The organism is Rubripirellula tenax (assembly GCF_007860125.1).
GTDB lineage: Bacteria > Planctomycetota > Planctomycetia > Pirellulales > Pirellulaceae > Rubripirellula > Rubripirellula tenax.
Map to the genome: position 1 here is coordinate 54,432 of NZ_SJPW01000006.1, position 25,241 is coordinate 79,672.

Sequence of the window (25,241 nt, forward strand, 5' to 3'; positions counted from 1 at the left end):
CCGATCGGCGTTAGCCGCGGTTTTCGCGGGCACAACCGTCTTATTGTACCGAACTGACGACGTCAGAACGCATAGGTGAACCGCGGCATCCGCCGTTCGTACAACCTCGCGAGCCAGGGAAGTAGCCAGAGGGCACCAACGATCTCGAGCGCCTCGCCGGCGTTGAATTCGCTCAAAATCCCCGCAACTCAGCGTTCGAGCATTTTCTCTACCCCCTGCGTCTGACTGTGAGTATCGCACCGGAGCGTTCGCTCGCCGAAACGGATACGGGCTTCGAGTAGCCGAGTGGCTGCGGAGACCACAGAACAAGCACCCCAAACGTGCGACCACAGCAACTCCGGTGCAACGCATGGTTCACCTCTGTCACTACGCGGGATCGGCGATGGGAATCGATGCCGCAGTCAAGACGTCGTTGAACAGATCCAGGGGCGAGCCTGACGTAAGGATCATCGGGTTCTTCTCGTCGTCAACGTACCAGTAGATCTGCAGGCACTCAAAGCAGATGACAAAATCGAATCGCTTATCATTGCACTTAGGATCGAGCGGAAAATAATTGCCGTAACTCGGGCACTTTTTCCCGAGATGTTCGCGACGGGCACGAATGCCCATCGTACATTTTTTTCCCGCTCGATCCTTAGTCCGTATGCCGTGCCTTGGATTGAAACAGGCCCCGGTTGCCCCGTCGTTCTCGAGAACGCTGGCAATCAACGCATCAACAAGTTTTGCCTGATCGGTGGGCGAGACGCTTGTGGCGCCCAAGACATTGAAGTTGTGGAAAACGCTTGGGCGTTGTTTGCGATCAAAGTAGTTTGTGTCCAACGAGAGCAACTTGAATTGGGTACCGCCACGCAATGCGACAGAGGCATCGACGGGCATCGCAATGCGAAGGGGGGCCGGCACTACACGCGACCGTTCGGAGGCGCAGCCCAGTGCACCCTAGTGCTGCTAGGGCAAGGAGCAAGGCTAGTCGTCTCATTGTTTCAGTCCGATTGCAGTACACACTATCGAGCATGCAACGTTGATGTGCTATTTCTGCAACGCCCAAATGTGACTCGGTGCACGGAATGGTGCTACGGAAGCGGCGTTCAGGACGGGTGCTACATGCTTTTCAATAAATCGATGACACGGTCATACGGCTGGCCATCCCAGAAACGCCGCTGAGCAAAATCCATCGCGGTATGCCCTTCGTCGCTTACTGCCATTGGATCAGCGCCCAACTCAAGCAAACATGTTGTCGCTTCGAGAAAACCTTCGGCGGCAGAGACCATCAATGCGGTACAACCGAAACCTTGCAACGGCCCGGCTTCGCTTGGCAGGTCGATAACAGAACATGCCTTGGTCCTACTATCAACATCGACACCTTGGGAAACGAAGAACCTGATCATTTCCACGCGGTTGGGCATCGCGACTAGGTGAATGGGCCGAAATCCGTCCAAAGGAGAGAGTGCGTTCAGGTCAGCCCCCGCTGAAGCCAGCGCCAGGGCTACCCCGACGCGCTCCTTGCCGAAGCCGGGTGTCGTCTCGCCAGGGCGCGAGTTTACGCGGCCAATTGATGGTTCGTGGTAGCTTTGGGTGCGTAAGGTCGTATCGACGCCTCATTAGCCTTCAAGACCGCGCCATAGGTTGACTCCCACGTTCGCTCGCAAAACATGTAGAGAAGCCGGAAATCACTTCGCCCGCTACTCGGAATCCGAATCTTCGCGACTGAAACTCGTAAGCTCACCCCGAGGAAATCGCACTCGGAGTGATTTCCGGACAGACACTAGCTAATGAAGCGGCCGTCGCTGATATGGCTCTGCGATGCTTGCTTACACCTTTTGAAGTTGCGCTTTTACCCTCCCGCGCAGCGGGAGGATCGGACGCGGTAGCGGCCGGGGAGAGCAATGTCCTAGCCCTCTCCTCGCTTAGGCTCGACTCTCCCAGTGGGAGAGTGAAGATCGCTTTCGCTCGTAGTTTGCGTTTTCAAATCCATCCTGCACGGCAGAAATCGCAACTTCAAAAGTTACGCCTTAGGGCGATTCGGCGGGTTCAGACGGAGTGATCCACAGGGGCTCGAATCGATCCATTGGGTCGACGTCGCCGAAGTCCAGCTCACCATCCACTAACGTCGAGCGATTCGAATTCGTGTCGGGCAATCGACTCGGAGCAACCGGGCGACTCGTCGTCCCAACGTCAACCACTTCGGTACGAACAACCGCGGCGTTTTCCGTCACGATGGATGCACTGACCGGGGTGACGGCAACGCAGCCCATCGGGTTTTCGCGGGCGATCATGTTTGGATCCAAACAAGCTTTTTGACACTTGCAACATCGTTCGCACGTCTTGTCGGCTTGCCAGAACATCAAGTCCTCGCAGAACGTTCGCGTCGCAACAAAGATTCGGTCGCCGGGCTGCAATTGATAGTTGGTCGTCGTGTCGCCAAGCTGCGTGATTTCACGGTAACAGACGGGCAACGTCACTCGGCATGACGTCGGCATCGTCGGACGCGCCAACAAGATCTTGCACGGCGCCGCAGCGCTGGTCAAACCGCCGGCGGCCAAGATTCCATCCAGAACCGATTCATGACCTTCCAAGGGATAGCTGCCGGGTGAATTGACTTCGCCCAGGACATAGAAGCGATGGACCGGGTCGAGTAAACGAACATTGATCGGCTCGGATGCTTCGCCGCTGGCAACGATCGATTGTTCGATCAGGGCTTCGGCGCCTTCCACCGTGTGACCGGCCAACACGACGCGGCCGAACTTACCCAGATCAACCGTCCCATCGGTCAGGATCTTTTGATCCGCCGGGATCCTCACTTCGCTGTCCAGTTCGACCGGCTCGATCAAGACCATGTCGCCGGGATGCAGATAGTGCACGGGCTCGACGCCCAGCGACAACTCGCGTGGAATTTCGGCCGCGCGAGGCGAACACTTTAGAATCTCGACACTCTGCTCGGTCAAATAATGGCCGGTCGGGAACAGCGACAACCCCAGGCTACTGCACCCGGTGGACAGCATGATGATGGATGCGGCCGCGATCGTGTGAATGAACTTGTTGATGGTCATCTCGATGCCTTGCGGTAGATCTATGCCGATTGCTGACTCGCCGGCGTCTGCTACTAGACGCACGCCCCATCAACATCGGCGCGATCGTTCCAACCGTCACAAGTCAATCGTCCGGCACGCTAAGACCGGCATGACGGTTAGAATCGGAACGACTCTGACAATCCGAACGACGCAAAGAATCGCTACAACCGGCAATGTTTACCAACGGCCGGTCCGCTCGACGAAAAGGCTGTTACGTCCCCGTAAGAGGCGGGTTTCTGCCCAGTCGCGATTGGCAGGCCTGCGTTATTGGCTGACGCGGCCGCCGGCAGTCAACAAAACCATCGCTTCGCGGACCAGGAAACGGCCGGCCGCAGCACGCAGCGTTTCGACCGGATTCAACCGCACGCTCGGATCACTCAGCGGCCCCGTCACACCGAGGTACAATGTGCGATTGCTGAAGAGCCGATTCAGTTCCAGAATCAGCCCCACGGGAATGGCCGCCTGCAACGCAAGCTGTGCGGCCAAGGCAACGATCTTTGCTTCGTCAGCTTGCAGGTATCCCGTTGCCAACACGGCTTCGATGTCCATCCGCAAATCGGCAATGCTTACGCGACCTTCCGCAAACACGCGGACACGATCGCCGCGCAACCAAAACTCGTCGATGTTGAATGCACCCCGCCCGATCGTGCCGTTCAGTTCGCCTCGGTCGAATTTCGTTCCGACCAAGGAAAGTGCGCCGAGAAACCGATTCGCCTTCAACAAACCGGGCACGGCGGATGCTTGTGTCGCCCCCAATTCCGCCGCGAATTGACCGCTCAAATCGGAAACGCTTTGGATGCGTCGGCCACGCAATGAGACTTCGCCGCTGATCCGTCCGTGTGCTATCTGAGTCGAAGTGCCCAGCTGGGATATCAATTCCCCAAAATCGACACGTCGGACGCGGAACCGGCTGTCCATATCAAACGACGGGATCGATCCGCCGGTCGATGAAAACTCTGCGTCTCCGAAAATTTGGCCACTGGCAAGGTCGCCGCGTATCGAACTGAGTCGCAAATTCCAGGCGCGGGCGTCGTCGCTGATTCTTGCCGTTAGCCCCGCATCGACAGTTCCCGTAGACACCGAAAACAAGGAACTGTCGTGAGCGCGGACAGACCCTCGGATTCTATAGTCACCATCGCCCGACAAACTCAAGTCGCCCGAAACGGTTCCCGCCACGCGCTGCGAAATGGTTTCGGATAGCGGCAGCACGGCGGCCATCGCATCGACACCGGAAAAATGAAACTGAAGACTTCGCGTTCCCCCAGGTGCGACGGACCAACGCCCGCTGGCAAACATCCGCCCGCCGGCATACGTACCGCTGGCTCGCCGTACGACGATCGATTGTTCGGACCACGTGACGTCGGCCGACATGCCGCGGGAAATGCTTCTGCCATCGATCGCAAAATCCGAAACGATGAACTCGGCTGACAAATTTGCGTCTTCTTTTCGGTTGATCACGCTCGCCGATACCGTGCCGCGATAGCGTCGCTGTTCACGCGGGCGGATGACGGGTACCAGTCGATCCAGCCGCGCCGTCTCGACGCGGATCTGTCCGAGGGGCAATCTGCGAAGCCACGTCGACCATGTCTCTTGATCTTCGACGGGTGAAACGGTGTCGACCGAAAGACTTCCGCCGAACAGTTTGCCAGTCCCATCAAGTTTGATCGATCCTTCGCCGGCGGAGAGGTTCAGTTCGACTTCGCCGACTTCGGCTTTTCCGACTCGGATATCGTTAACCGAAACCATGGCCACGCCGCGATGTTTGGAAACCAAGTTGATTTCATCTACCGGAACGGCCCATTCGATTCGCCCCGAGGTGGTCGCCTCGATCTGGCTGGTTGCGGTTAAGACATCGAACGGCAACAACGCGGACGCCGCGATTCGCGGTCGAATGTTTTGCCAGTTTAAGGCGACCTCATACTGCCCCGACTCGGCCGTCGCCAGCGTCGCAGAACCGCGGACCTGGCCACCGAAAATGCTTGCCGATAGGTCCCGGACGACGATCTCGTCTGCGGAGATTTCGTAGTCCATCTCGACCTGCCGGATCAGCATCGTGGCGGAGGGAATGTCTTGGTGAATCGGCGTCAGCGCGAACTGCTTCGGATCGATTTCGACGCGATGTTCTAGCATCCCGAAATCTTGCTGAAACAGTTTCAATTGCGGTGAACCGATTCGCCCCTTGATGCGCCAATCGTCGGATGCCCATTCACCTTGGCCCGCCAGATCGAGATCCAACTTGCCTTCCGCCATTCGCGGCGGGACCGACGATGACCCCTGCGCTGCCAGCGCTGACAAGGTTTGCAGCGGCACATCATTGCCACGCATTTGAAACTGAAAACGTTGTCGTCCGGTCAACTCAAGTTGTCCGGCGATGTCCCATCGAACGTCCTTGGCGGCGGGCGACGTCACCTTTATCAAAAGGGCTTGCACGATGGAGTCACGAACCACCATGGGGCCCGTGACGATCGTCAGGGGCAGCGAATCACCCACTGTCAAATTTTGGATTTTCAAATCTGCTTTCCCATTCCACGTCGCGACGTCGGCGAGCGAATCGACCCGCATTCTCAAGTCAATTTGGCCCGTCACGCTGCCCGCAACTTCGGGGCGGTCGTCATCGCCGGTCGCCGCGCTGACCAAGTCATGAAGCGGACCGATTGAAAGACCGTCCATGTTCAAGCGGACCGAAGCGTCGCCTCGTGGGACAAGCGCGAGTGTCGACTGGCCCGATAGTCGACCCGATGCTTTTGATCCAGGTGTTGCGTCTCGCGAAGATTCAGCCGATTTTCCGTCGATCCAGCGGCCGTCGATTTTATCCAGCGTGAACACGCCGTCGCGGTAATCCACGTTGGCGGAAAATTCTTCTAACAAAAGATTTTCTAAAACCAGACGCTTGGCAGAGATCCGCCCGGCCAGTCGGTAAGCGGCCGCATCAGTGAATTGGGTCAGCGGGACGCCGACTTGAAAATCAACCGACACGTCGCCGCCTGCTTGGATCGGGATCTGAATACCGATCGATTCCAAACGTGACAACAAACTGTCGACGTCGACGTCTTGGAACGACCACCTCGTGGTCCAGCGGCGTATGCCGTCGTCCTTTTCATCCGACGCCCCGTCTTGCGCGAAAGCGGCCGTGAGCGAAACTGCGAAAAAGATGGCGAATAAACGAGCCAGGTTGCGAAGCGAATTGAAAAAATTCATGCGTCGAAACCTTGGTTCGAATGGGTGGAACGGATTCACGCGGAAATTGCGCTGAGTTTCGATTCGAATCACCGCGCCATCCTTCTTCATCGGTAAAGCCGCTCTTCGGGACGCTGAGATCGCGGTTGATTCATGCAACCGGATCAATCCCGAGCGTTTGACACCGAAAAAGAGTTGCCGATGTGTGAAACGATCCCAATGTTAAGCCTTAGCGGTTACGGACTTGGTGCGTGGAATCCGGATCCAACGCACTGTGCGGGCGCGGTCATGACGATTGAAAACGTTGAGCTCGTTGTATCGATAGCGACTTCGTTGACACTGCCCGACCCGCTTACCCCGAACTCGTTTCATGACACGATTGGTGATCATCCTAGTTCTGGCGATGGCTTGCATGCCACATCCGACGCTAAGGGCGGACGATGACCTGCTGCTCGGTCCAGCCGCCAGCGAAGATTTGCTCAGCGACGATTTGCTTGGTGACGACCTGCTCGGTGGCGACGACTTGTTGGGCGACGACTTACTTGGGCAAGGGTTGGACGGCGACGCAGATGCGGATCCGCTGGCGGGGATGGGGTCGACGAAACCGATCGATCCGCCGGACAAGACGGCGCCTGATCCTCACGAGGCCCTGTGGACCGAGAACTGTTATCCGTCGGCCGAGTCGTGTCGCGCCTGTCACCCCGGTCAATACGAACAGTGGCGTGCCAGCGGACATGCCTATGCGTCGGTGTCGCCGATGTTCCAACGATTCGAACAAGCGATGATCGACTACACGCGTGGCACCGTTGGATCGTTTTGCATGCGATGCCATTCACCGGTGGGAACGCAGTTGAAGCTTTCGCGCGCCGCTAGCGTGCTGGATGCTCCACCGGTCGTCCGCGAAGGCGTTACGTGCATCGCCTGCCACCGCGTCCGCGAACATTACGGCCGCAGCAACGGGGATCGCCGTATCGAACCGGGCGACATCCACGCTCCGGTCGGCGGTTCGTCCGGTGGTCACGGATTGGCCAGCGCGCTCGCCAAGGCCGACGAACTGAAACTGAAGACTCAGCACGGCCAGAAAGGGCCTGGCCAAGACATCCACGGGTCAAGTTTCTTCTTTGAACCACTGACCAATAGCGATGTTTGTGTTTCGTGCCACCAAGTTGCCGTGCACCCGGGCATTTGGTTGGAAGTCGTGCATTCGCAATACCGCCACGGTCCGGCGGCGGCCAAAGGCATCTCTTGCCAAGACTGTCACATGGGTGCCGTTCCGGGCAAGCCGACCGGTTACGACTATGGCCACGCAGCAATGCTTAGCGACAAACCGTACGGCGAGCCGCGCAAGCTATCCAACCACATGATGTGGGGCCCCGGATACTCCATCGCGCACCCCGGAATCTTCCCGCACAATCCGAAAGCAAAAAACTTCAGCCCGCGTGATTGGTTAGCGTTCGATCACGAAGCAGGCTGGGGCACCGACGCGTTCGAAAAAACGGTGGGCGCCCATCATGCCTTTCCCAAGCCTTGGGACACCGCTGATGATCGTCGTGACGGCCGCAAGGTGATCGATGCCAACTTGGCAAAAGTTCAAGAGAAACGCGGTGCTGCGGTGATGACGATGGAAGCGGGTTTGAAAGTCGACGGACCCAAATTCCACGATTCGCCTCGCGCCGGTCGCGGCATGACAATCAGCTACCGCGTCAGCAACGTCAGCGAAGGGCACAACTTGCCGACCGGATCATTGGGCGCGCAGCCACAACTCTGGCTCAACGCCGTGTTGATTGATCCGGACGGTCGCCGCGTCTGGGAAAGTGGCTACCTGGATCGCAATGCCGACTTGGCCGACATGCACTCGGTCGAAGTCGCCAAGCATCGCATCCCGCGAGACAAAGATTTGTTCAACTTGCAAACCAAATTTTTGATCAACAACGTTCGCGGAACCGATCGCGAGGCGGCGTTGCCGCTGAACTTCAGCCTTGACCAACTTGCGTTTCTGCGTCCCGGCGCGGTTCCCGTCAGCGTACTGAATCATCCGCCGCTGATCCGAATGGAGGCACACTCGATCGCGCCACTCGACCATCGAACGGCGAAGTACCACATTCCGGCATCCGCGATGCGAAAGCCGGGCACCTATCGATTGAGCGTTCGGATGCGTAGCCGCACCGAGCCGATGTATTTCATGCGTCAAATCAACTCGACGCCCGACATGATTCGCCGCATGAATGAAAATATGCTCGATCTATGCAACAGCAGCCACACGTTCTTGGTGAGGTAACGGAAGTCATCATGAAAACGTGTAAAACAGAAAAGAAACGATCGCGGCTTCTTTGCGTCGTTTACGGCGCGGCTCTGGGACTCGGTTCGCTCGCTTGGGCGACCACGGGGTTCGCGGAATCTGATGGTAAAAAACCTCGCCCCACACGGCTGCCGTCCGTCGAAAAACCGTTGCGATTACCGGCTGTCGACAAACCAACGCGATTGCCGGCGCCGGATTTGACCGCGCGAATGCGATCGTTAAAAGTCGACGAGGAAGGCATCAAGCTGGTCTTGTCGCCTCCGGTCGCGACCGGCACGGATACCGACATTCCGGATACCGACTTCGATTGGATCGATTTCAACAACGTGATTGAGTCCGCGTTGGCATCGTCCACACTGAACGCCGCGTCCGAAGAATCGGTTCCCTCGCCATCGGATTCATTCAGCGAGTTGCCGATCGGCTGCCAGATTCAAGATCCCTACTACAACGACTTTTCGCCGACACCGCTTCCGTCGGCGTCAATGTTGCATGACTCCGAACGCGAGCAATGGGTTTACGATGCCAAGCATGACGTTCCGACTCAGCATCCGTGGATCGAGTGGGGGCGAATCTTCTATGGCGACGGCATCACACCACGCGGGCGGAATTGGTTTGGAAAGACGAACATGGTTCGCCCCAAGTTGTACGTGTACGGCGACTTTCGTTCGGGGATCGCGGCGGGACGCAATGCAGCCGGCCGAACCGACAATTGGGCCAACCGGCTTAACCTAGACATCGACTTGCAAGTCACCGACGCCGGCCGCTTTCACTCGTTTGTGGGGCCGATCGACAAAAATGGTGCCTTCACGCGCTGGGAAAGAGTCGCCGGTGACTATCGATTTCGTGACGAGATCGACTTTACTCCGTTGACGGGATTCTACGAAGGCGACGTCGGCGCGATGCTGGGTGGCTTGATGGGCACATCGTCGCCCTTCGAATTGCCGATCACACTGGGGCTGGTTCCGTTGTTGTTTCAGAACGGCATTTGGATGGAAGACGCCGTGACCGGTGGTGCGTTTTCGTTACCGGCCCGTCACAGCAGGTTGCTAAACTGGTCGAACTACGACGCGACATTCTTCGCCGTTTTCGATCAACTCAACAGCGCCGCGTTCGGTGCCGACGAGCATGCCGCGCAAGCCTTCGGGACGGCATGGTTCATCGAAGCCTACGGCGGCTACATCGAAACCGGATATGCCTACGTCCGCGATCGCAACAACGACGCCAAGAGCTATCACAACATGACCGCCAGCTTCACCCGGCGGTACTTTGATCGGATCAGCAATAGCGTTCGCGTGATCATCAACAGCGGACAAGACTTGGCGAAGGCCGACCGCACGGCCGATGGAGGACTGTTTCTGTTCGAGAACAGTTTGATCACGGCGAACCCGTTAACCGTCGTTCCCTATGCGAACTTTTTTTATGGATGGGACCGGCCGCAGTCGGTCGCGCGGGCCGGTGTCTCGGGCGGCATCTTGCGGAATACGGGCATCAACTTCGATACGGACGGGTTGAACGGATTTGCAACCTTAGACCCGACGGCCGCTGACACAGCGGGCGGCAGCGTCGGCGTCGATTTGATTGGCAAAGATCTGGACCAACAATGGCTGGTCGAAGTCAGCTATGTGACACCGCACGGCGACAAGAACCCGCTTGTGCCGGCTGACCAATTCGCAACGGGCACGCGGTACCAGTTCCCGATTTCCAATCGTTCGCTCCTGCGTTTTGATGCGATGTACGGCTGGCGACGCGATTTAGTGGACGTGTACGGGACACGGATGGAGTATCGTTGGAAATTCTAGACACGCCGCCCGAATTCAATTTGTTTTTTTGAACATGTCCACACCTGCGAAACCATCGCGCGCCCGCATGAAACGCGACGTCCAACGACCGGCCGATCCGGGTTGGCGGCGTGAATGGCATGACATCATTTTCGAGGCCGATTCGCCGGCCGGCCGATGGTTTGACATTGGGTTGTTGGTCGCGATCTTGGCCAGCATCGTTTTGGTCGCCATGGAAACGGTCCCCGAATACGCCGCTTGGCAGGATCAGTTCGTGCTGTGCGAACGTATTCTGGCGGGGCTGTTCACGATCGAATATGTGATGCGATTGATGACGGTCCGCCGTCCGATCAAGTATGCGATCAGTTTTTGGGGCATCATCGACGTTCTTAGTTTTCTACCAACGTTCATCATGCCACTGATGGGCGCTTCGTCGGCATCGTTTGTAACCTTGCGTGCGATCCGTTTGCTTCGCGTATTTCGTGTTTTGAAGTTGTGGCGGATGATGGACGACGCCGACGAGTTGGCGTCGGCGGTTTGGCGTTCGCGAAACAAAATTATCGTCTTCCTGTCGGTCGTCTTGGTCGCCGTCACGATCAGCGGAACGCTGATGTATCACATCGAACATCTTGATGGTGCCGAAGGCAGCGGACAATTCACGTCGATTCCGCAAGCGATGTACTGGGCCATCGTCACGATGACGACCGTCGGCTACGGCGACATCGTTCCCAAGACGACGCTGGGGAAATTCATCTCGGCTGCTTTGATTTTGTTGGGCTATAGCTTGATCATCGTGCCGTCGACGTTCGTCAGCGCCGAAATCATCCAGCAAACGCAAACGCCCGACGAACCACCGTGCCCGCACTGCGCAGCCGTGGGCCAGCCCGTCGATGCGAAATACTGCTATCGATGTGGCGATCTGCTGCACGTTTGACGATTCGTCGCGGAACAAAGTTCGACACGTGCCGTTCCACTAACACGGAAATTCAGTCCGGGAACGTTCCTGCCGTCGCTCACAACCGCCGTCCGGTCAACGCGACTCACTCTCAGCGTCAAACCCACCTCGAATTCGACCGACTGCGATCGATGCCGCTGCGGCAATCTCAGAATCTTCGTCGCCCGCGGCAGCTTCTAAGTCGGTCAAGAACGGTTCGGCGGCGGAACCCTGATCGCCTAGGTGTCGGATGATATCGAGCCTTTGGGACTTGGGGCCGTCTCGGAGTGCTCGACGCGTGGAATCGTAAAACGCCGACTCATCCGTCCAAGGGACCGAAGGGGTCGCTCGCGACGATGCCCTTTGCAGGAACCGACTCGCTTGGACCAATGTCCAAAGGGATGCACCGGAGAGGATGGCGAAAACGGCCAGCAGCAACCACGGCGATTTAGAGCGGGAAGTCGTCTTCGGATGCGGCATCGGCGTAAAGCGGCATGTGCCGATAATAGACTTCCAAAATCATGGTCGCGAACGACGTCTGCAACAAGCGACCGCCCTCGTCCATGCCGTGAACTTTGCTCTTGATGTACCAGCTTCCCTTCGCACCGGACGTTTGTGATTGTTGAGAAACCAACCAATCGCGAAGCTCGACGTTGTACTTGTCCCATTCTTCGCCGCCGTAGTGCCGAAGGACTTGAGCCGCGTAATAGTTGTAGTACAGATCGTCCTTTTGAACGCCGATCTTCGTCAAATTCTTGACGCCTTCGACGATGCCCGGATGCGTCTTGTCCCAACCCGTATACATTCGGCACAACAACCCGATCGCCGTGGTTCCCGATCGCACTCTGGTCGACGGTTTGTCGTAGCCATAGATCGAACCGTTGTTCGATTGGACACGATTTAAAAACAGCGTTGAGCCTTGAATGGTCGCCGGGGGAATCGAAAGGTGTCCCATGTAACCGCTCTTCAGCGCCATCACTTGCCAACCAAAGACGGACGTGTCGCCGCCGCGAGGATCTTGAAAACTGTATCGCCATCCGCCGTCACGGCACTGGGCGGCAACGATGTAGTTGATCGCGGCTTGGGCCGGTCCCAGCAATTCAGGGTCTTCGGTCATCGCATACGCTTCGCACAAGGCGATCGCTGCTAAGCCGTGGGAATACATGTCGCCGCCGGTCCGCAGGTCCAGCACTTGCATGCCGCCGTTCTTGCCCGGCTTGCCGCTTTGAACCAAGAATCGCAATCCACGAAGGACGACATTTTTAAAGTCGCCTTGAACATGCGTTTGTCCAGCACCCATGAACGGCAAAAGTGCCATCGCCGTCGAAGCCGATAACGCCCTGCCACGGGCTTCATCGCCGGGATTACCGCACGCTCCGTTGCAGGCCAAGTTGTGCGAGAACGTCCAAGCTCCGTTGGGCATCTGGTGACGCGAAAACCACTTCAGCGATTCGGTCACGGCCGCTTCGCTGGATTCGTTGCCGCCGTAGTCACGCAGCAACTTCTTTTTCATGTCTTCGCTGCGGCTACCCAACGGTTGGCTGGTCATCGACGCGAGCGATTGCAAGCTGGTCATCGAAGGCGCCATGTCGGCGGCAAAATCACCCATGTCCATGACCGGAGTCGCCATTTCCATCGGCGTAACCTCGACCGGTTCGCTCAATTCCATCGGCTCGGTCAGTTCCGAGATCGGCTCCGAAACTTCTTCCATCTCGGCAACTTCGCCGGGTTCGACCTCTTCGATCGTGAACTCTTCGATCTCTGGGCCTTCTTCCGATGTGCTGTTGGCGGTCAAAACGTTGACGATCTTGACGGGATCGGTGAACGTGATCAAACCCAGTGCCAATAGAATCAGCAAATGCAACATCATGCTGACCAGCCACGCCGGCGCGGCCTTCAAGAACGCAAAACGACCCACCGGGACAACGTACTCGTCTTCGATCGTGTCCTCGTATTCCACACTGGGCACTGGAATCGCCACGATCGGATCGTTGGATGGTTCTGCAGTCGGATCAGTGGCCATGGATGTTGAAGCTCGATGCCAGCGTTGCGGGAAAGATAAGGACGCAGGGAAGGCGCGACGTGGGAAGGAAAGAGGCGAACCTGACGATTCATTGTAACCCGTTTCGGGCGACTTCGCACACGCAAACGGCGTCGATGAACGGCGGTGACGGGCGCGATCGAATCGTCGGCATCTACGCCATCTATCTGGAACGCTGGGCCAGCTTCGTTATACCCAGGATTCGACGCACTTTGATCCGCCATTCGAACCACGCGACGTCATCTCAGTCACGATCGTCATAGCGTTTTTGCTTGACGGACATGATGGTTTTGAACCAGTTCTTCAGCTTCGGTTGCACCCAATCGGTTACTTTCACCCGCTTGGTACCGTCGCTCGGACCGACCCACCCCCCGTCGAGCGCCAAATCGATTTCGATGGGCTCGAAACGATGACCGGTCGGATCCGTGATGCGAATCTGCAGACACCCAGGCGCCTCTGACGCCGCATCCGCATCGGATTCCACTTGGCCGCACATCTCGGTTGCCGCACCCTCCGTTTCGGTGGCCCAGTCAAAATGACGTTCGTCCAACAGGGCGCGGCGCAGGTGCCCCAGTCCCGGCGTTGACGTCAAATCGACGGGCTCGAACGTGCTGGCCCCGCGCGGCCGAATTTCGATACGCTCGCCCAATTGCAACGCCGTGATCGTGTCTTGACCCCAAAAACGAGTCGTTTCACCCAGCTGAGTTTTCCTGGCATGGATGCTGGCCCACGCACCCACGACAGCAAGCACCGCGACCGCGACGCCCATCGCGATGCCGCGGCCAGTGATTTTTGCGCGAGGGTCGTTGTACTTCTGGGCCTCGATCGATGGGTCGGTCATGGGGTAAGTTGTCGCCGGAGTCATTTTGAAACGTTTTATCGAGTTGGGATACACGCATGGTACCGTCGTCGCAAGGCCCTCACGTCAACACGGTCGACGTTCTGTTGGGTGATCGAAGCTACCCGATCGAAATCACCAGTGATGCCGCAGACCGATTTGCCGAAACAATCATCGACCAACTGGGCGATCTGTCGCACGTGCTATTGATCGCCGATGAGTCGGTTGATCAGGCCTGGGGGCGTCCGCTGGCCGAAAAATTGGCCGAGTCCGCAACGGATCGGCCGATTCGCGTTTCCGCAACCACCGTCGCGTCGGGCGAACCCAGCAAATCGGTCGCCGAGTTCGAACGGTTGCTGGCCTGGGTGTTGTCCGAAGGCGGCGATCGGCGAAGCGTTATCGTCGCGGTGGGCGGCGGAGTGATCGGTGACTTGGCTGGTTTTGTGGCCGCGTCGTTCGCCCGTGGAGTCCGGTTCGTCCAGATCCCCACAACGCTGTTGGCGATGGTCGACAGCAGCGTGGGTGGCAAAACGGGCATCAACCTGCCGGCTGCCAAAAATATGGTCGGCGCGTTCTGGCAGCCCTCGCTCGTGTTGATCGACACGGCGGTTCTAGCCACGCTGGATGACCGCAGTTACTTGAGCGGGTTGGCCGAAGTCATCAAGTACGGCGTCATCGATGACGCCGAATTTTTCGGTTACCTCGAATCTCACGCCGGCGACTTGGTTGCTCGTGATCCCGAGTCGCTTCGACACGCGATCGGAAAAAGCTGCCAATCAAAAGCCAATGTCGTCGGGGACGACGAACGTGAAACCAGCGGCCGCCGCGCGATTCTTAACTATGGTCATACCTTTGCACACGCCATCGAATCGACGGCCGGGTATGGCACGTTCCTGCACGGCGAAGCGGTTGCGATCGGGATGCAGATGGCCGCTCGCATGGCGATCGATACGGGTATGTGTGATCGGGCGCTGTGGGAACGACAAACGCGATTGATTCAGGCCTGTGGATTGCCGACGACATGGGCCGATGCCCAACCCGATGCGATGTTGCCGGTCATGATGCGAGACAAGAAAGTCGCCCATGGAAAACTACGTTTCATCCTGCCAACACGCATCGGATCCGTCGAGATGGTGGGCGATGTCGACGAATCGGCGGTTCGCGACGCGATCGTGAAACTGAAAAAATGAAAACCGGACTACCCGTCCGCGGCGCCAAGTTGGTACGGACACAACCCGGCGACGGGTGGTCCTTGCCGATGAACGTGCACCAAGGGGGAACGGAACCGATCCGTTCGAGTCTATGTTGCCGACCGAATCACGATTGCCAGCGACGATCTTTGTGGTCGCCGTCCTTGCACTGCCGCTTGTCGGCTGTGTCCGGCGTCGCATGACGGTCCGCACCAGTCCGCCGGGCGCGACCGTCTCCGTTGACAACCAAGTCATCGGGACAACCCCCGCGGCAACCAGCTTCCTCTATTATGGGACTCGAGAGCTCCGAATCGAAAAAGACGGTTACCGCACCGAAACGATCCGCCGTAAAATCAAGCCGCCGTGGTATCAGTATCCGGGAATCGATTTTGTTGCCGAGACGCTGTGGCCGGGCGAACTTCGTGACGAACGAATCATCGACCTTGAAATGGTACCCAAAACGGTTGAGCCGACCGATAATGTGCTCGATCGTGCCGATTCGCTTCGCAACCAGTCTCGTGCCGGCGTGATCACCGCTCCGCCCTAACCCTCGTCCCTGCTCGCGATGAACGGAACGCCATGATCCGAGGGTTTGCCGTACCGATCACCGTCGCGTTGCTTCTTGTCGGCGTCTTGACCGGCCGCGAGCGTTTGGCATTTCGTGACGTCAGCCATTTCTATACGCCGCTCTACGGGTACGTCGCCGATCGATGCAGCCAACAGACTGTGCCGCTCTGGAATCCGCTCGATCAAACCGGCATTCCACTTGTCGGCGAAACCACGACCGCCGTTTTCTATCCGATCCGTTACTTCGTATTCGCGCTGCCGATTTCGACGACGGTCGCCATGGGGTGGTACGTCGCGATCCATCTGGTGGTCGCATCGATGGCCGCGTCGTTTGCTGCCCGAGCGATGGGAGTGCGGCGGCATGCGGCTTGGTGCGCCGCGGTGATGTATCCGATGTCGGGAAGCGTTTGGTTTCTGTACACCAATCCGCCCTATCTGGTCGCGGCGGCGTGGATGCCGTTGGCTTTGGCCGCCCTGATTGGTCGAGCACGTCATGGCGACCGCAAGCCATCGTCGACGATCATCATTAGCGGATTCGCGATGGCGATGATGGTCCTTGGCGGAGACCCACAAACGGCGCTGCACGTCATGATGATCGCCGCGGCGATCATCGCGTCTCGCACTTTCCGGCGCGTACCCGATCGAGAAAAACGTCTGGCAACCTTTGCAACTTTGGTCGCCGCGCCGTTGCTGGCGGCCGCCTTAGCCGCGCCTCAAATCGCCGCATCGGTTTCTTGGAGCCGACAAAGTGTTCGCGTCAACGCCGACGTCGAAACGAGCTTGGTCGAAGCACCGATCGTCGGCGGGAAACGACATCAAGCGTTCCAGTTCTCGTTACCGCCGTGGCACATCGTCGAAGTTTTCACACCCAACGCGTTTGGGTCACTGCTTCCCGCGTATCGAAGGCTCAGCCATTGCATTCCCGGTGACGGACGCATGTGGACTCCGACCGTTTACGCCGGCATGCTCGCGGCCTTGGTGTGGTTGGATCGATTGATTCGCATCCGGCGTGAGCGAATGGATGCACCCATGGCGATCGCTATCGCCGCGCTGGTGCTCGCCACCGGCCACTTCGGTTGCGTGTGGTGGTTGCAAGCGACCACCGGAATGTTGGGCAACATCGACAGCAGTGTCGGCGGTCCCTATTGGTGTCTGTATCAGTTTTTCCCCGGCTATGATTCATTCCGGTATCCGGCCAAATGGTTGACGTTCTTCTCGCTGGGGACGGCTGTGATGTCGGCGCGGTGGCTTGACCAGTCTCGATGGACCAACGCCCGGCGGCCGATCATCTTGGTCACGATCATCATCGCCGGCGCGGCCATCGTCGTCACGTCGATGAAGTGGAACGGCACGGGGCTAAGTGACGCCGATTCGCTGCCGGCCGACAGATTCTGGGGGCCGCTTGACTTCGCCGGCGGACTCACCGAAATCACGGGATCGTTGGTCCATTCGGCCGTTACACTGTCGATGATCATCGGCATCGTTTTGCTTGGCAGGGCAAAGCACTGGAAACACACAACTTGGGTCACGGTCGTCGTCGGCATCACGCTGATCGAGTTGATGTTCGTTGACCACAGCATCACGTACGTCGTCAATCGAGCGGATGAAGATCGCCGGGTCGCTTCCATTGCTGCGGATCCGTCACCCGTTGGCAATCGGTGGATGCGAACTCAATCGGGTGGTGGATGGCCGACCCAATGGCAAGAATCCACGGACAATGAACGATTGATCGACGTGGAAGCAAGCCAGCGGGCATCGTGGTTCGGACGCTGGCACTTGGCTGATCAACAAGCAGTCTTCAACAACATGGTTTCGATCGATTCGCGTGCCATGGATACGTTTTGGAAAAACGCCCGTGCCACGACGTCTACCAAGAACGAGTCCGAACGAGCGGACTTCTGGACGGATCAACAGCATCGCTACAGCATCGACGGCGTGATCCATTGCACCGACCGTGCTTCCAACGGAATGGTCGACGTCGTTTTCAAAAACCGTCCCGCCGAAACGGTCACAGCGAAAAACGACTATCACATCGATTCGCCCACCACGTCGGAGATCATCCGACCGGTCTTTCAAGATGGAAACTGGGTCGCAGAATTTCGAGCAACTGGCAACGAAAATTGGAAGTCCGCTGTCGTCGTTCCGCACGACGAATTGAAACAAGCCACATCCATCCCAGCCGGAAGGTGGCACGTGCGTTTTCGCTATCGCCCGTGGTGGATCACGCCGACGATTGGCATGGCCGCTACTGCTTGGACCTTGGTGATCGGCTGCGCAGGGTTGGCATTCCGACAACGACGCCACACGGTGTCGAAATGAACTACTTGCCGATACAGAACCGACCGAACACGCGGTCCAAAATATCGTCCGTGTAGACCGCGCCGGTGACCTCGCCCAAACACTGCGCCGCCAAGCGCATCTCTGCGGATACAAACTCGTGACCCCGACGGGTTCGCGTCAATTCGATGGCCGTCACGATCGCTTCTTGAGCCCGATCGAGCGATTGCCGGCAACGGGCCGCGGTTCCCACCACCGAACCTGTTTCTTCCGCATCACGCCCGTCCAAGGCATTCCGAATTGCGTCGATCACTCCATCGATGCCGTCGCCCGTCACAGCACTGCAAACCAGCGTCTCGTTCGAATCTATTGTCAACGCATCGACCAAATCGCACTTCGTCGCCAAGAAAAAATCCACCACTCCGGTGCGTCCGCTTGTCGTCGCTTCGTCACGCAAACGCCGGACGGCATCGGAATAATCGCTGCGACTTCCGTCGATGCACCACAACCGAACATCCGCGTGTCGAGCCGCCTCGGTCGCCTGGTCTTGCGATTGCTGCGAGACACCATCCGTCGCCGCTTCGATGCCCGCCGTATCCAGCCACAGCACACGCCGGTCGCCGACGAAACCGTCGATCGAAACGACATCGCGAGTCGTCCCCGCCACGTCGGCGACGATGGCCGTTTGCGACGTCGTTAAACAGTTCAATAACTGGCTCTTGCCCGCGTTCGGTTCACCTCGCAGCGCGATCTTTGCTCGTGCCGCACCGCCTCCGCGTTGTTGCATAACACGCGCCGTTTCGGCCAACTCGGCGACGATCTGTTCCAAACGCGCGATCAGGTTTTCGTCGCTAACAAACTCGATGTCTTCGTCGACGAAGTCGAGCCCGGCTTCGACATCGGCCAACAGATCTAAGAGTGTCGACCGCATCGACTCGAGCGGACGCGAAAGGTTGCCCGACAATTGACGCAGCGCATGATCAAGCGACCCGCGGCCTTCGGCATCGATGACGCCAAGTACGGCTTCGGCCTGCGTCAAATCCAACCGACCGGCCAAGAAAGCGCGCATCGTGAACTCGCCCGGTCTTGCGGCCCTGGCGCCGCAGGAGACCGCAACATCCGTCAAACGCGAAAGCACTGGCAACGAACCGACCGTGTGCAATTCCGCCGACGGCTGGCCGGTATAGCTTCGGCGATCCGGCCACAGCATGATGTCCAATGCCAAGTGGCCCAACGGATCACCAAGATCGACACGCGATGTAAATCGATGTGTGTGATTCAAACCGGACGACGGGATGCCCATCGACGCAAGCGTTGCTGCGACATCTGGCCCTGACATTCGCACGATTCCGCGAACGGCGGGCGATGTGGGCGAGGCGATCGCTACGATCGTTTCATCAAGGTCCCACACGCGATCAGCGGCTCGCGCCGTCAGATTCGCCGTGTCGTGAAACCAGCGAAGCCGGCTCGGTCGTCGACGTCACTTGCCCCGACGGACGACCGACACTCTCGCCCGCTTGCTCCAATGCATCGAGGACGTTTTGCTGACTCAAAAGATCACGAAGGATGATCGGTTGGTCCGGCGCTCGCCCGGGATAGATCGCCAAAAGCGGGATCGACCGACTTTCCAACTCTTCAAGTTTCTGCTGGATGGCTTCGTCAAAATCGGTGTAGTCGGCGTACATCGCAACCGCATCCAATTGATCGACCAGCTTACGCGTCGGTTCGGTGTTGATCGCGAACTCGTAATTGTAGATGCAGTTGGTGCACCATTTGGCAGAGAAGTCCAGCAGAACAGTCTTGCCTTCCGCTTGCAGCTGATTCAGCCGCATCTCGCTGTAGTCTTCCCAAGCCAAGACTTTCGGTCCCGGTACCAAATTGACAAACGCGGCATAGGAAATCAGTGCCGCGGCAGCGATCCCACCCGTCCACGCCGTCATGCGTTTGGGCAACTCAGACCACGACGGAACCTGTCCGATTACCCAACAACCGAACCACACGCCGATCAAGGAAACGAACACGGGCAGCTTTTGGTAGTCCTGGAACTGTGCAAAGAAGAACGCGACCGTACCCAAAAACAGAAACGCCATGAACTCCTTGAACGTCTCCATCCAGTTCCCAGGTTTGGGAAGCCACGAAATCAACTTCGGCTGCATCCCGATCAGCAAGTACGGCAGCGACATACCAAGGCCGACCGTCATGAAAATCAAAACCGTTTGGATCGACGACAACCCGAGCGTCAAACCTAAGATGTAACCCAACAGCGGACCGCTGCAGGGTGTCGCCAAAACCGTCGCGAAAACACCCTTGGAAAACGCGCCGGTCAAACCTTCGCGACTCTGCAGTTCTTGCGACGCTTTGTTCGAAGCCATACCGGGTGCGGGAATTTCCCAAACGCCCAGATAGCTAAGTGCGAGTGCAAAAAGCCCAAGTGTTAGGCCCAGCTTGACGGGAAAGTACGTGAACTGCTGCCCCCATCCAAACTTGAACACAACCGCCAGCATCGCTAAAAACGCAAAGACGGCTAAAATGCCGGCCGCATAAACCAAGTTCAGCATCAGCACGCGACGTCGGTCTTCACCGGCTTGGCTGACAAAGCCCATGATCTTCAATCCGACCACCGGCAAGACGCACGGCATCACGTTCAAGATGACCCCGCCAACGAAGGCGAAGAACAAAATGACGGGAAACGAAGTCGCGGACGCTGCGAGCGGAGCAGCAGTCGTCGAGTTGCCACCTGTACCAGTTCCACCAGTACCGTTGGATCCAATCGAACCGACGATCGGCAAGGACGCTTCCGAATTGGCCTCGGAATCGTCTTCGATACTGGCATTTCCCTGTTCGGGTTGCGGCGCGACTCGGGGGACCGTGACGTCGTCGACCCACTTCGTCTCGGCTGCCGCGTCCAGCGCGACGGCTGACTTGGCGCTGGCGAACGTGACAGGACCTTCACCCGCCGCCGACACGCCGGCGACCTCTAGCGTGGTCGCAAACTTCAATGCCACCGGACGGTGACAACTGTTGTCCGTACAAGCCTGGTAGGCGACAAAGCCTTCGATATTTTTTAGACCCGGCGCCGCATCGGCGGGCACCGCGATCGGCACCGTCCAAGAAACTTCGCCGCCGTAGTAGTGAACTGGTGGCAACGTTGGCACAATCGATTTGCTGATGACTGGCTTGTCCGCTTTCGGCCCGCCGACTTTCATGCCACTTTTTTCGGTCACGACGAAATTGGTGGACGATTCGGCGTCGTCGATCGCGGCGCGATAAACGTGGAACGATTTGTCTGGCTTTGCAGTGAACGTCAACATCGCCGTTCCGCCCGGCGCGACTTGCGCCGGACTTAGCGACGCCGCCCACTGGACGACATAGTCTTTGTCGCGAAACCATGTCGGCTTCGCGGACTTGACCGTTGCGGTCGTCGGTTCGACGGCCGTTGCCGTTTGATTCATCGCCACGGTCGCGGTCGGTTCGGTCGCTGGCCCTGTCGCCGGAATTGGGCCACCGTACTGGGCTACCAACGTTTCGCGAATCGGCAAACAACTGCCGTCGATCGTTTCGCAAACCAAACCGTTGACGTCGATTCGAATCGAATCCTCAAATCCGAACGGGACTTTGATGGGTGCTGTCCAAACGACAAAGTCCTCGTGTTCTTCGACCGTCAGACCGTTGTATTGCGACGAGATGCTTTTTGATGGCGGTGCTTCAGGCGTGAAGTCACCAACGATACTGACGTCCTGGGGCGACTTCAACTTGAACTTCGTACGCAGCGGGCCGCCCGGCGGTTGGGTCGTCGAATAGATGTGATACGACGGAGCCAATTCCGCTTCAATTTCAAGCACGCCGTCACCCGAGGGTTCGGCATAGTATTTTGCTTGAAAGGTGACCGGCTCGGCAGCACGGTTGCTAGCACCAAAGCCACCAAGTGTGAAGTTGGGAAACACGTCGCCACCGGCGTCGAAGTCTCCCTGTGCCATTGCCCGGCCGCTATCCCATCCCACCATTCCCAGCAGCAAGAAAGCGAACAGAGCGGCCAGCCAGCCGGTGTTGGTCGTGTGTTTTCTATGGTTCATGATTTTGTTTTTGAAGGGTCCAGCCCGCGAATTCTACTTGTGACAGGATTGTTCAGTCAACGAAGCAGCCCGATCGCAGCCTTCCCAGCTACCGCAGACTGTGACCCCAAGGTGGTTCGTCGCTGTCGGCCAGTTCTGTCAAAACGTCGATACGCTCGGCAATTCTTAATATATCAGCATGAAACGAGCGATTTTCAAGGACGATCCAAGTTAGCCAATTTGCCAGCCCGATCCACATCGTCGCGTTGTGCAGCGCACGTGCTAAGGCGAGAAAGCTGATATCGTCCATGTCCGTCGCCAGCTTGCCATTCAATACGTTTTCTTCTCGAAAACCCGCCATACCGGCTTCCCAGACTTCGTTTCGACTTTCTCGGTCCCGATGGACCAAAAATCCGCCGATCCAACGAGCCAAATCCGTCGCGGGCGAATCCAGCCGTACGGCGTCAAAGTCGATCAAGCCGCTCACCCCGCCATCCGCAAACAAGACGTGCTCGCGATGAACGTCGCACAGAACGACTTGCGACGGCACCGGTCGCTTCTCGAAATCCGACAGACGGGCAGCGATGCGGCCCGACGCAGCAAGCCATCCGCTTCGCAGCTTCTGGACCGCACGATCCACGGCGACAGCCAATCGATGTGGCAGTTCAGGGACGCCCCGATCTACGACGGTCAACACCTGGGGAACTTCGTGACGCAGCGAAGCCAGTCGCTCGATCCGCGACGTAACGGCCTTCGACACTTGGCTCGACAATGGGCTCGACAATTGGCTTGCCAAACCGGCGGAAACGACCGAGCGATGGAATCGAGCGATCGCAGCTGCGCCAAGCTGGATCGTTTCGACGGTCGCATCATCGGCGGCGACGTCCCCAGGCATCCAAGTCGCCAATTCCCATTGGCGACCACCGATCGTTGCCGTTGCAATGGTCTCTGGCACGTACGGGCAACCATTTTGCCGAGCCATCCGCACGATCGCGTGAACTTCGTCAACACGAGTCCGCGAGGTGCCCGCAGGCCACATCTTTAGCGCGAAGCGATCCACCGAGCCCGCGCGGCAATCATAGACGACGCCGCCACTGAACCCCGCCGGAACCGCCTTCGCCCAATCGATCCGATGGACTTGGTTTACCCAGCGATGCACGTCGGCGGGAATGGGCGAGTCCATCAACGATCAAAAAAATGGGTAAGCTTTGGTAACAGCACGCACAGGACGTTGCTTTGAGTTCTTCGTCAGACTTCGGAGAATCACTTTGTCTCTCGATCATCAACGGACAGATACGCGATGAAACGTTTCCGGTTCACTTCCCTCGTCTTCGTCTTAGCATGCACATCGCTGGCGTCGGCTCAAGATACGACGGCCACCCATTCCCTCACAACCGCTGAAATGGCCGCCGCAGAGGTCATCGACGAAGACGGTTTGCGAGGACACGTTCGTTTTCTCGCCGACGACCTTCTGGAAGGCCGCGGTCCAGGATCGCGCGGCGATGCGATCACCCAGCTGTATTTGTCGACCCAGTTTCAAACGCTCGGTTTGTCGCCCGCCGCCGGCGATGGCCAGTGGTTACAGTCCGTGCCGCTGGTCGGCGTCAACACCAACGCACCACCGACGGTCACGTTTCGATCCGGCGACGAGAACCTAACGCTGAAGTCGGTGGATGATTTCATGTCGACGATCGGGAGCCCGACCGAATCTGCTTCGGTCGACGATGCCGAATTGATCTTCGTCGGCTACGGCATTCAAGCACCCGAATACGATTGGGACGATTTTAAAGACGCGGATCTGCGCGGAAAAATTCTGGTCATCATGAACAACGATCCCGCCGACGATCCGGAACTGTTCGAAGGTAGTCGTCGTTTGTATTACGGCCGTTGGGACTACAAGTACGAAAGTGCCGCGCGACAAGGTGCCGCCGGTGCAATCATCATTCACACGACGCCTTCCGCTGGCTATCCCTGGCAAGTGATCCAGACGTCGTGGGCGGGTGAAGAGTTTGAATTGCGAGGTGTTGAAACGCCACGGATGAAATTAAAAGCATGGTCGACCGACGATGCTGCGAAGAAGATCGCGACGCTTGCCGGCAAGGACTTGGACGAACTACGCGCGGCGGCCGAATCGCGTGATTTCCGACCGGTGCCGCTGGGTGTAACGCTTTCGATCGAATTGACCGCGTCGGTCCGCCAACAAGACACGGCAAACGTGATCGCAGTACTTCCCGGCAGCGACCCCGACCGGCGCGACGAACACGTCGTCTACATGGCTCACCACGATCACCTTGGCATGTCAGCCGAACGTGACATCAACGGCGACAATATTTACAACGGCGCCATCGACAACGCATCGGGTGTCGCCGCACTTTTGGCAATGGCAAAAGCCTATGCCCAGCTAGAACCTCGCCCAGCCCGCTCGATCATGTTCGCCGCCGTGGCCGCCGAAGAGCAAGGGCTGCTCGGATCACGTTACTTTGCCGCCGACCCGCCCATTTCTGCTGGAAAATTGGCCGCCGTGATCAACATGGACGGCACCAACATCATCGGTCGCACGCACGATGTGAATGTGATCGGCATGGGAAAATCATCACTCGACGCACACGTCCAAGCGATCGCAAAAGCACAAGGACGAATCGTGACTCCGGATCATTTTCCCGATCGCGGATACTACTACCGCAGTGATCAATTCAGTCTCGCCAAGATCGGCGTTCCCGGCGTCTACCTACATTCGGGCATCCAAGTGATCGGCAAGCCGGATGGTTGGGGAAAAGAGCAACTCGACCAGTGGGTCGAAAAGATCTATCACCAACCCAGCGATGAATACCTAGAAGATTGGGACTTGACCGGCGCAATTGACGACACACGCTTGCTGTTCCACGTCGGTCGTCGTGTCGCAGATGCCGCCGAAATGCCGGCCTGGACTGCGGGGGACGAGTTCGAAGCCGCTCGCCAGAAAGCCATAGCAGAAAATCCGTGATCCGACGGCGGAACGCAAAAGTTCAAACCGCGCCGTT

The 25,241-nt window shown here is 58.0% G+C and carries 17 protein-coding genes; 7 read left to right on the forward strand and 10 right to left on the reverse strand.

From position 1 onward, the window contains the following. Window positions 1–366: 366 nt before the first annotated feature. The 4 genes from Poly51_RS21240 to Poly51_RS21255 form a co-directional block, all read right to left on the reverse strand. Entirely contained in the window at window positions 367–876 is a 510-nt protein-coding gene (locus tag Poly51_RS21240) for a hypothetical protein (protein WP_146459921.1), read from the reverse strand. A 221-nt stretch (window positions 877–1,097) separates the two neighbouring features. After that, window positions 1,098–1,436: an ankyrin repeat domain-containing protein gene (locus Poly51_RS21245; protein WP_390621799.1), complete on the reverse strand. Its 339-nt coding sequence runs from the start codon at window positions 1,434–1,436 to the stop codon at window positions 1,098–1,100. A gap of 573 nt (window positions 1,437–2,009) precedes the next feature. Further along, window positions 2,010–3,110: a polysaccharide biosynthesis/export family protein gene (locus Poly51_RS21250; protein ID WP_246114670.1), complete on the reverse strand. Its 1,101-nt coding sequence runs from the start codon at window positions 3,108–3,110 to the stop codon at window positions 2,010–2,012. A gap of 222 nt (window positions 3,111–3,332) precedes the next feature. Continuing rightward, window positions 3,333–6,266, reverse strand: a complete 2,934-nt coding sequence (locus Poly51_RS21255) for an AsmA family protein (RefSeq protein WP_186775706.1) — start codon at window positions 6,264–6,266, stop codon at window positions 3,333–3,335. A gap of 349 nt (window positions 6,267–6,615) precedes the next feature. Here Poly51_RS21255 and Poly51_RS21260 point away from each other — a divergent pair, with 349 nt between their 5' ends. The 3 genes from Poly51_RS21260 (at window position 6,616) to Poly51_RS21270 (ending at window position 11,256) form a co-directional block, all read left to right on the forward strand. Then, window positions 6,616–8,523 (forward strand): multiheme c-type cytochrome, encoded by a 1,908-nt coding sequence (locus Poly51_RS21260; RefSeq protein ID WP_146459928.1) that lies wholly within the window; start codon window positions 6,616–6,618, stop codon window positions 8,521–8,523. Between the two features lie 11 nt (window positions 8,524–8,534). Continuing rightward, entirely contained in the window at window positions 8,535–10,343 is a 1,809-nt protein-coding gene (locus tag Poly51_RS21265) for a hypothetical protein (RefSeq protein ID WP_246114671.1), read from the forward strand. Between the two features lie 67 nt (window positions 10,344–10,410). Next, on the forward strand, window positions 10,411–11,256 hold the full coding sequence (locus Poly51_RS21270; protein WP_146460662.1) for an ion transporter: 846 nt from the start codon (window positions 10,411–10,413) through the stop codon (window positions 11,254–11,256). Between the two features lie 96 nt (window positions 11,257–11,352). Here Poly51_RS21270 and Poly51_RS21275 read toward each other — a convergent pair whose 3' ends face one another. From Poly51_RS21275 to Poly51_RS21285, 3 genes are all read right to left on the reverse strand, one after another. Continuing rightward, on the reverse strand, window positions 11,353–11,736 hold the full coding sequence (locus Poly51_RS21275) for a hypothetical protein (RefSeq protein ID WP_146459930.1): 384 nt from the start codon (window positions 11,734–11,736) through the stop codon (window positions 11,353–11,355). Then, entirely contained in the window at window positions 11,705–13,279 is a 1,575-nt protein-coding gene (locus tag Poly51_RS21280) for a prenyltransferase/squalene oxidase repeat-containing protein (RefSeq protein WP_146459932.1), read from the reverse strand. The genes Poly51_RS21275 and Poly51_RS21280 overlap by 32 nt, the downstream gene beginning before the upstream one ends. A 262-nt stretch (window positions 13,280–13,541) precedes the next feature. After that, window positions 13,542–14,138, reverse strand: a complete 597-nt coding sequence (locus tag Poly51_RS21285; protein WP_246114672.1) for a hypothetical protein — start codon at window positions 14,136–14,138, stop codon at window positions 13,542–13,544. Window positions 14,139–14,194: 56 nt separating this feature from the next. Here Poly51_RS21285 and aroB point away from each other — a divergent pair, with 56 nt between their 5' ends. From aroB to Poly51_RS21300, 3 genes are all read left to right on the forward strand, one after another. Next, the gene (gene aroB, locus Poly51_RS21290; RefSeq protein WP_146459934.1) at window positions 14,195–15,325 is read left to right on the forward strand and encodes a 3-dehydroquinate synthase; all 1,131 of its coding nucleotides are present in this window, start codon (window positions 14,195–14,197) and stop codon (window positions 15,323–15,325) included. Between the two features lie 112 nt (window positions 15,326–15,437). Further along, entirely contained in the window at window positions 15,438–15,872 is a 435-nt protein-coding gene (locus Poly51_RS21295) for a PEGA domain-containing protein (protein WP_146459936.1), read from the forward strand. A 32-nt stretch (window positions 15,873–15,904) separates the two neighbouring features. Beyond that, window positions 15,905–18,211, forward strand: coding sequence for a hypothetical protein (locus Poly51_RS21300; RefSeq protein WP_146459938.1), 2,307 nt, complete (start codon window positions 15,905–15,907; stop codon window positions 18,209–18,211). A gap of 1 nt (window position 18,212) precedes the next feature. Here the strand turns inward: Poly51_RS21300 and Poly51_RS21305 are convergent, their stop codons facing one another. The 3 genes from Poly51_RS21305 to Poly51_RS21315 all read right to left on the reverse strand — a co-directional run bounded on the left by Poly51_RS21305 (window position 18,213) and on the right by Poly51_RS21315 (window position 23,404). Beyond that, window positions 18,213–19,580 (reverse strand): tRNA modification GTPase, encoded by a 1,368-nt coding sequence (locus Poly51_RS21305; RefSeq protein WP_146459940.1) that lies wholly within the window; start codon window positions 19,578–19,580, stop codon window positions 18,213–18,215. 4 nt (window positions 19,581–19,584) lie between these two features. Continuing rightward, window positions 19,585–22,242, reverse strand: a complete 2,658-nt coding sequence (locus Poly51_RS21310; RefSeq protein WP_146459942.1) for a protein-disulfide reductase DsbD family protein — start codon at window positions 22,240–22,242, stop codon at window positions 19,585–19,587. Window positions 22,243–22,330: 88 nt separating this feature from the next. Further along, a complete protein-coding gene (locus tag Poly51_RS21315; protein WP_146459944.1) occupies window positions 22,331–23,404 on the reverse strand; it encodes an aminoglycoside phosphotransferase family protein in 1,074 nt (357 codons plus the stop codon). A gap of 117 nt (window positions 23,405–23,521) precedes the next feature. Here Poly51_RS21315 and Poly51_RS21320 point away from each other — a divergent pair, with 117 nt between their 5' ends. Beyond that, entirely contained in the window at window positions 23,522–25,204 is a 1,683-nt protein-coding gene (locus Poly51_RS21320; RefSeq protein WP_146459945.1) for a M20/M25/M40 family metallo-hydrolase, read from the forward strand. Window positions 25,205–25,241: the final 37 nt, after the last annotated feature.

Coding starts and splice junctions, on each gene's coding strand:
- Poly51_RS21255 (WP_186775706.1), bottom strand. CDS start 6,266: ATGAATTTTTTCAATTCGCTTCGCAACCTGGCTCGTTTATTCGCCATC.
- Poly51_RS21300 (WP_146459938.1), top strand. CDS start 15,905: ATGATCCGAGGGTTTGCCGTACCGATCACCGTCGCGTTGCTTCTTGTC.
- Poly51_RS21295 (WP_146459936.1), top strand. CDS start 15,438: ATGTTGCCGACCGAATCACGATTGCCAGCGACGATCTTTGTGGTCGCC.
- Poly51_RS21260 (WP_146459928.1), top strand. CDS start 6,616: ATGACACGATTGGTGATCATCCTAGTTCTGGCGATGGCTTGCATGCCA.
- Poly51_RS21275 (WP_146459930.1), bottom strand. CDS start 11,736: ATGCCGCATCCGAAGACGACTTCCCGCTCTAAATCGCCGTGGTTGCTG.
- Poly51_RS21320 (WP_146459945.1), top strand. CDS start 23,522: ATGAAACGTTTCCGGTTCACTTCCCTCGTCTTCGTCTTAGCATGCACA.
- Poly51_RS21270 (WP_146460662.1), top strand. CDS start 10,411: ATGAAACGCGACGTCCAACGACCGGCCGATCCGGGTTGGCGGCGTGAA.
- Poly51_RS21315 (WP_146459944.1), bottom strand. CDS start 23,404: ATGGACTCGCCCATTCCCGCCGACGTGCATCGCTGGGTAAACCAAGTC.
- Poly51_RS21280 (WP_146459932.1), bottom strand. CDS start 13,279: ATGGCCACTGATCCGACTGCAGAACCATCCAACGATCCGATCGTGGCG.
- aroB (WP_146459934.1), top strand. CDS start 14,195: ATGGTACCGTCGTCGCAAGGCCCTCACGTCAACACGGTCGACGTTCTG.
- Poly51_RS21310 (WP_146459942.1), bottom strand. CDS start 22,242: ATGAACCATAGAAAACACACGACCAACACCGGCTGGCTGGCCGCTCTG.
- Poly51_RS21285 (WP_246114672.1), bottom strand. CDS start 14,138: ATGACCGACCCATCGATCGAGGCCCAGAAGTACAACGACCCTCGCGCA.
- Poly51_RS21240 (WP_146459921.1), bottom strand. CDS start 876: ATGCCCGTCGATGCCTCTGTCGCATTGCGTGGCGGTACCCAATTCAAG.
- Poly51_RS21265 (WP_246114671.1), top strand. CDS start 8,535: ATGAAAACGTGTAAAACAGAAAAGAAACGATCGCGGCTTCTTTGCGTC.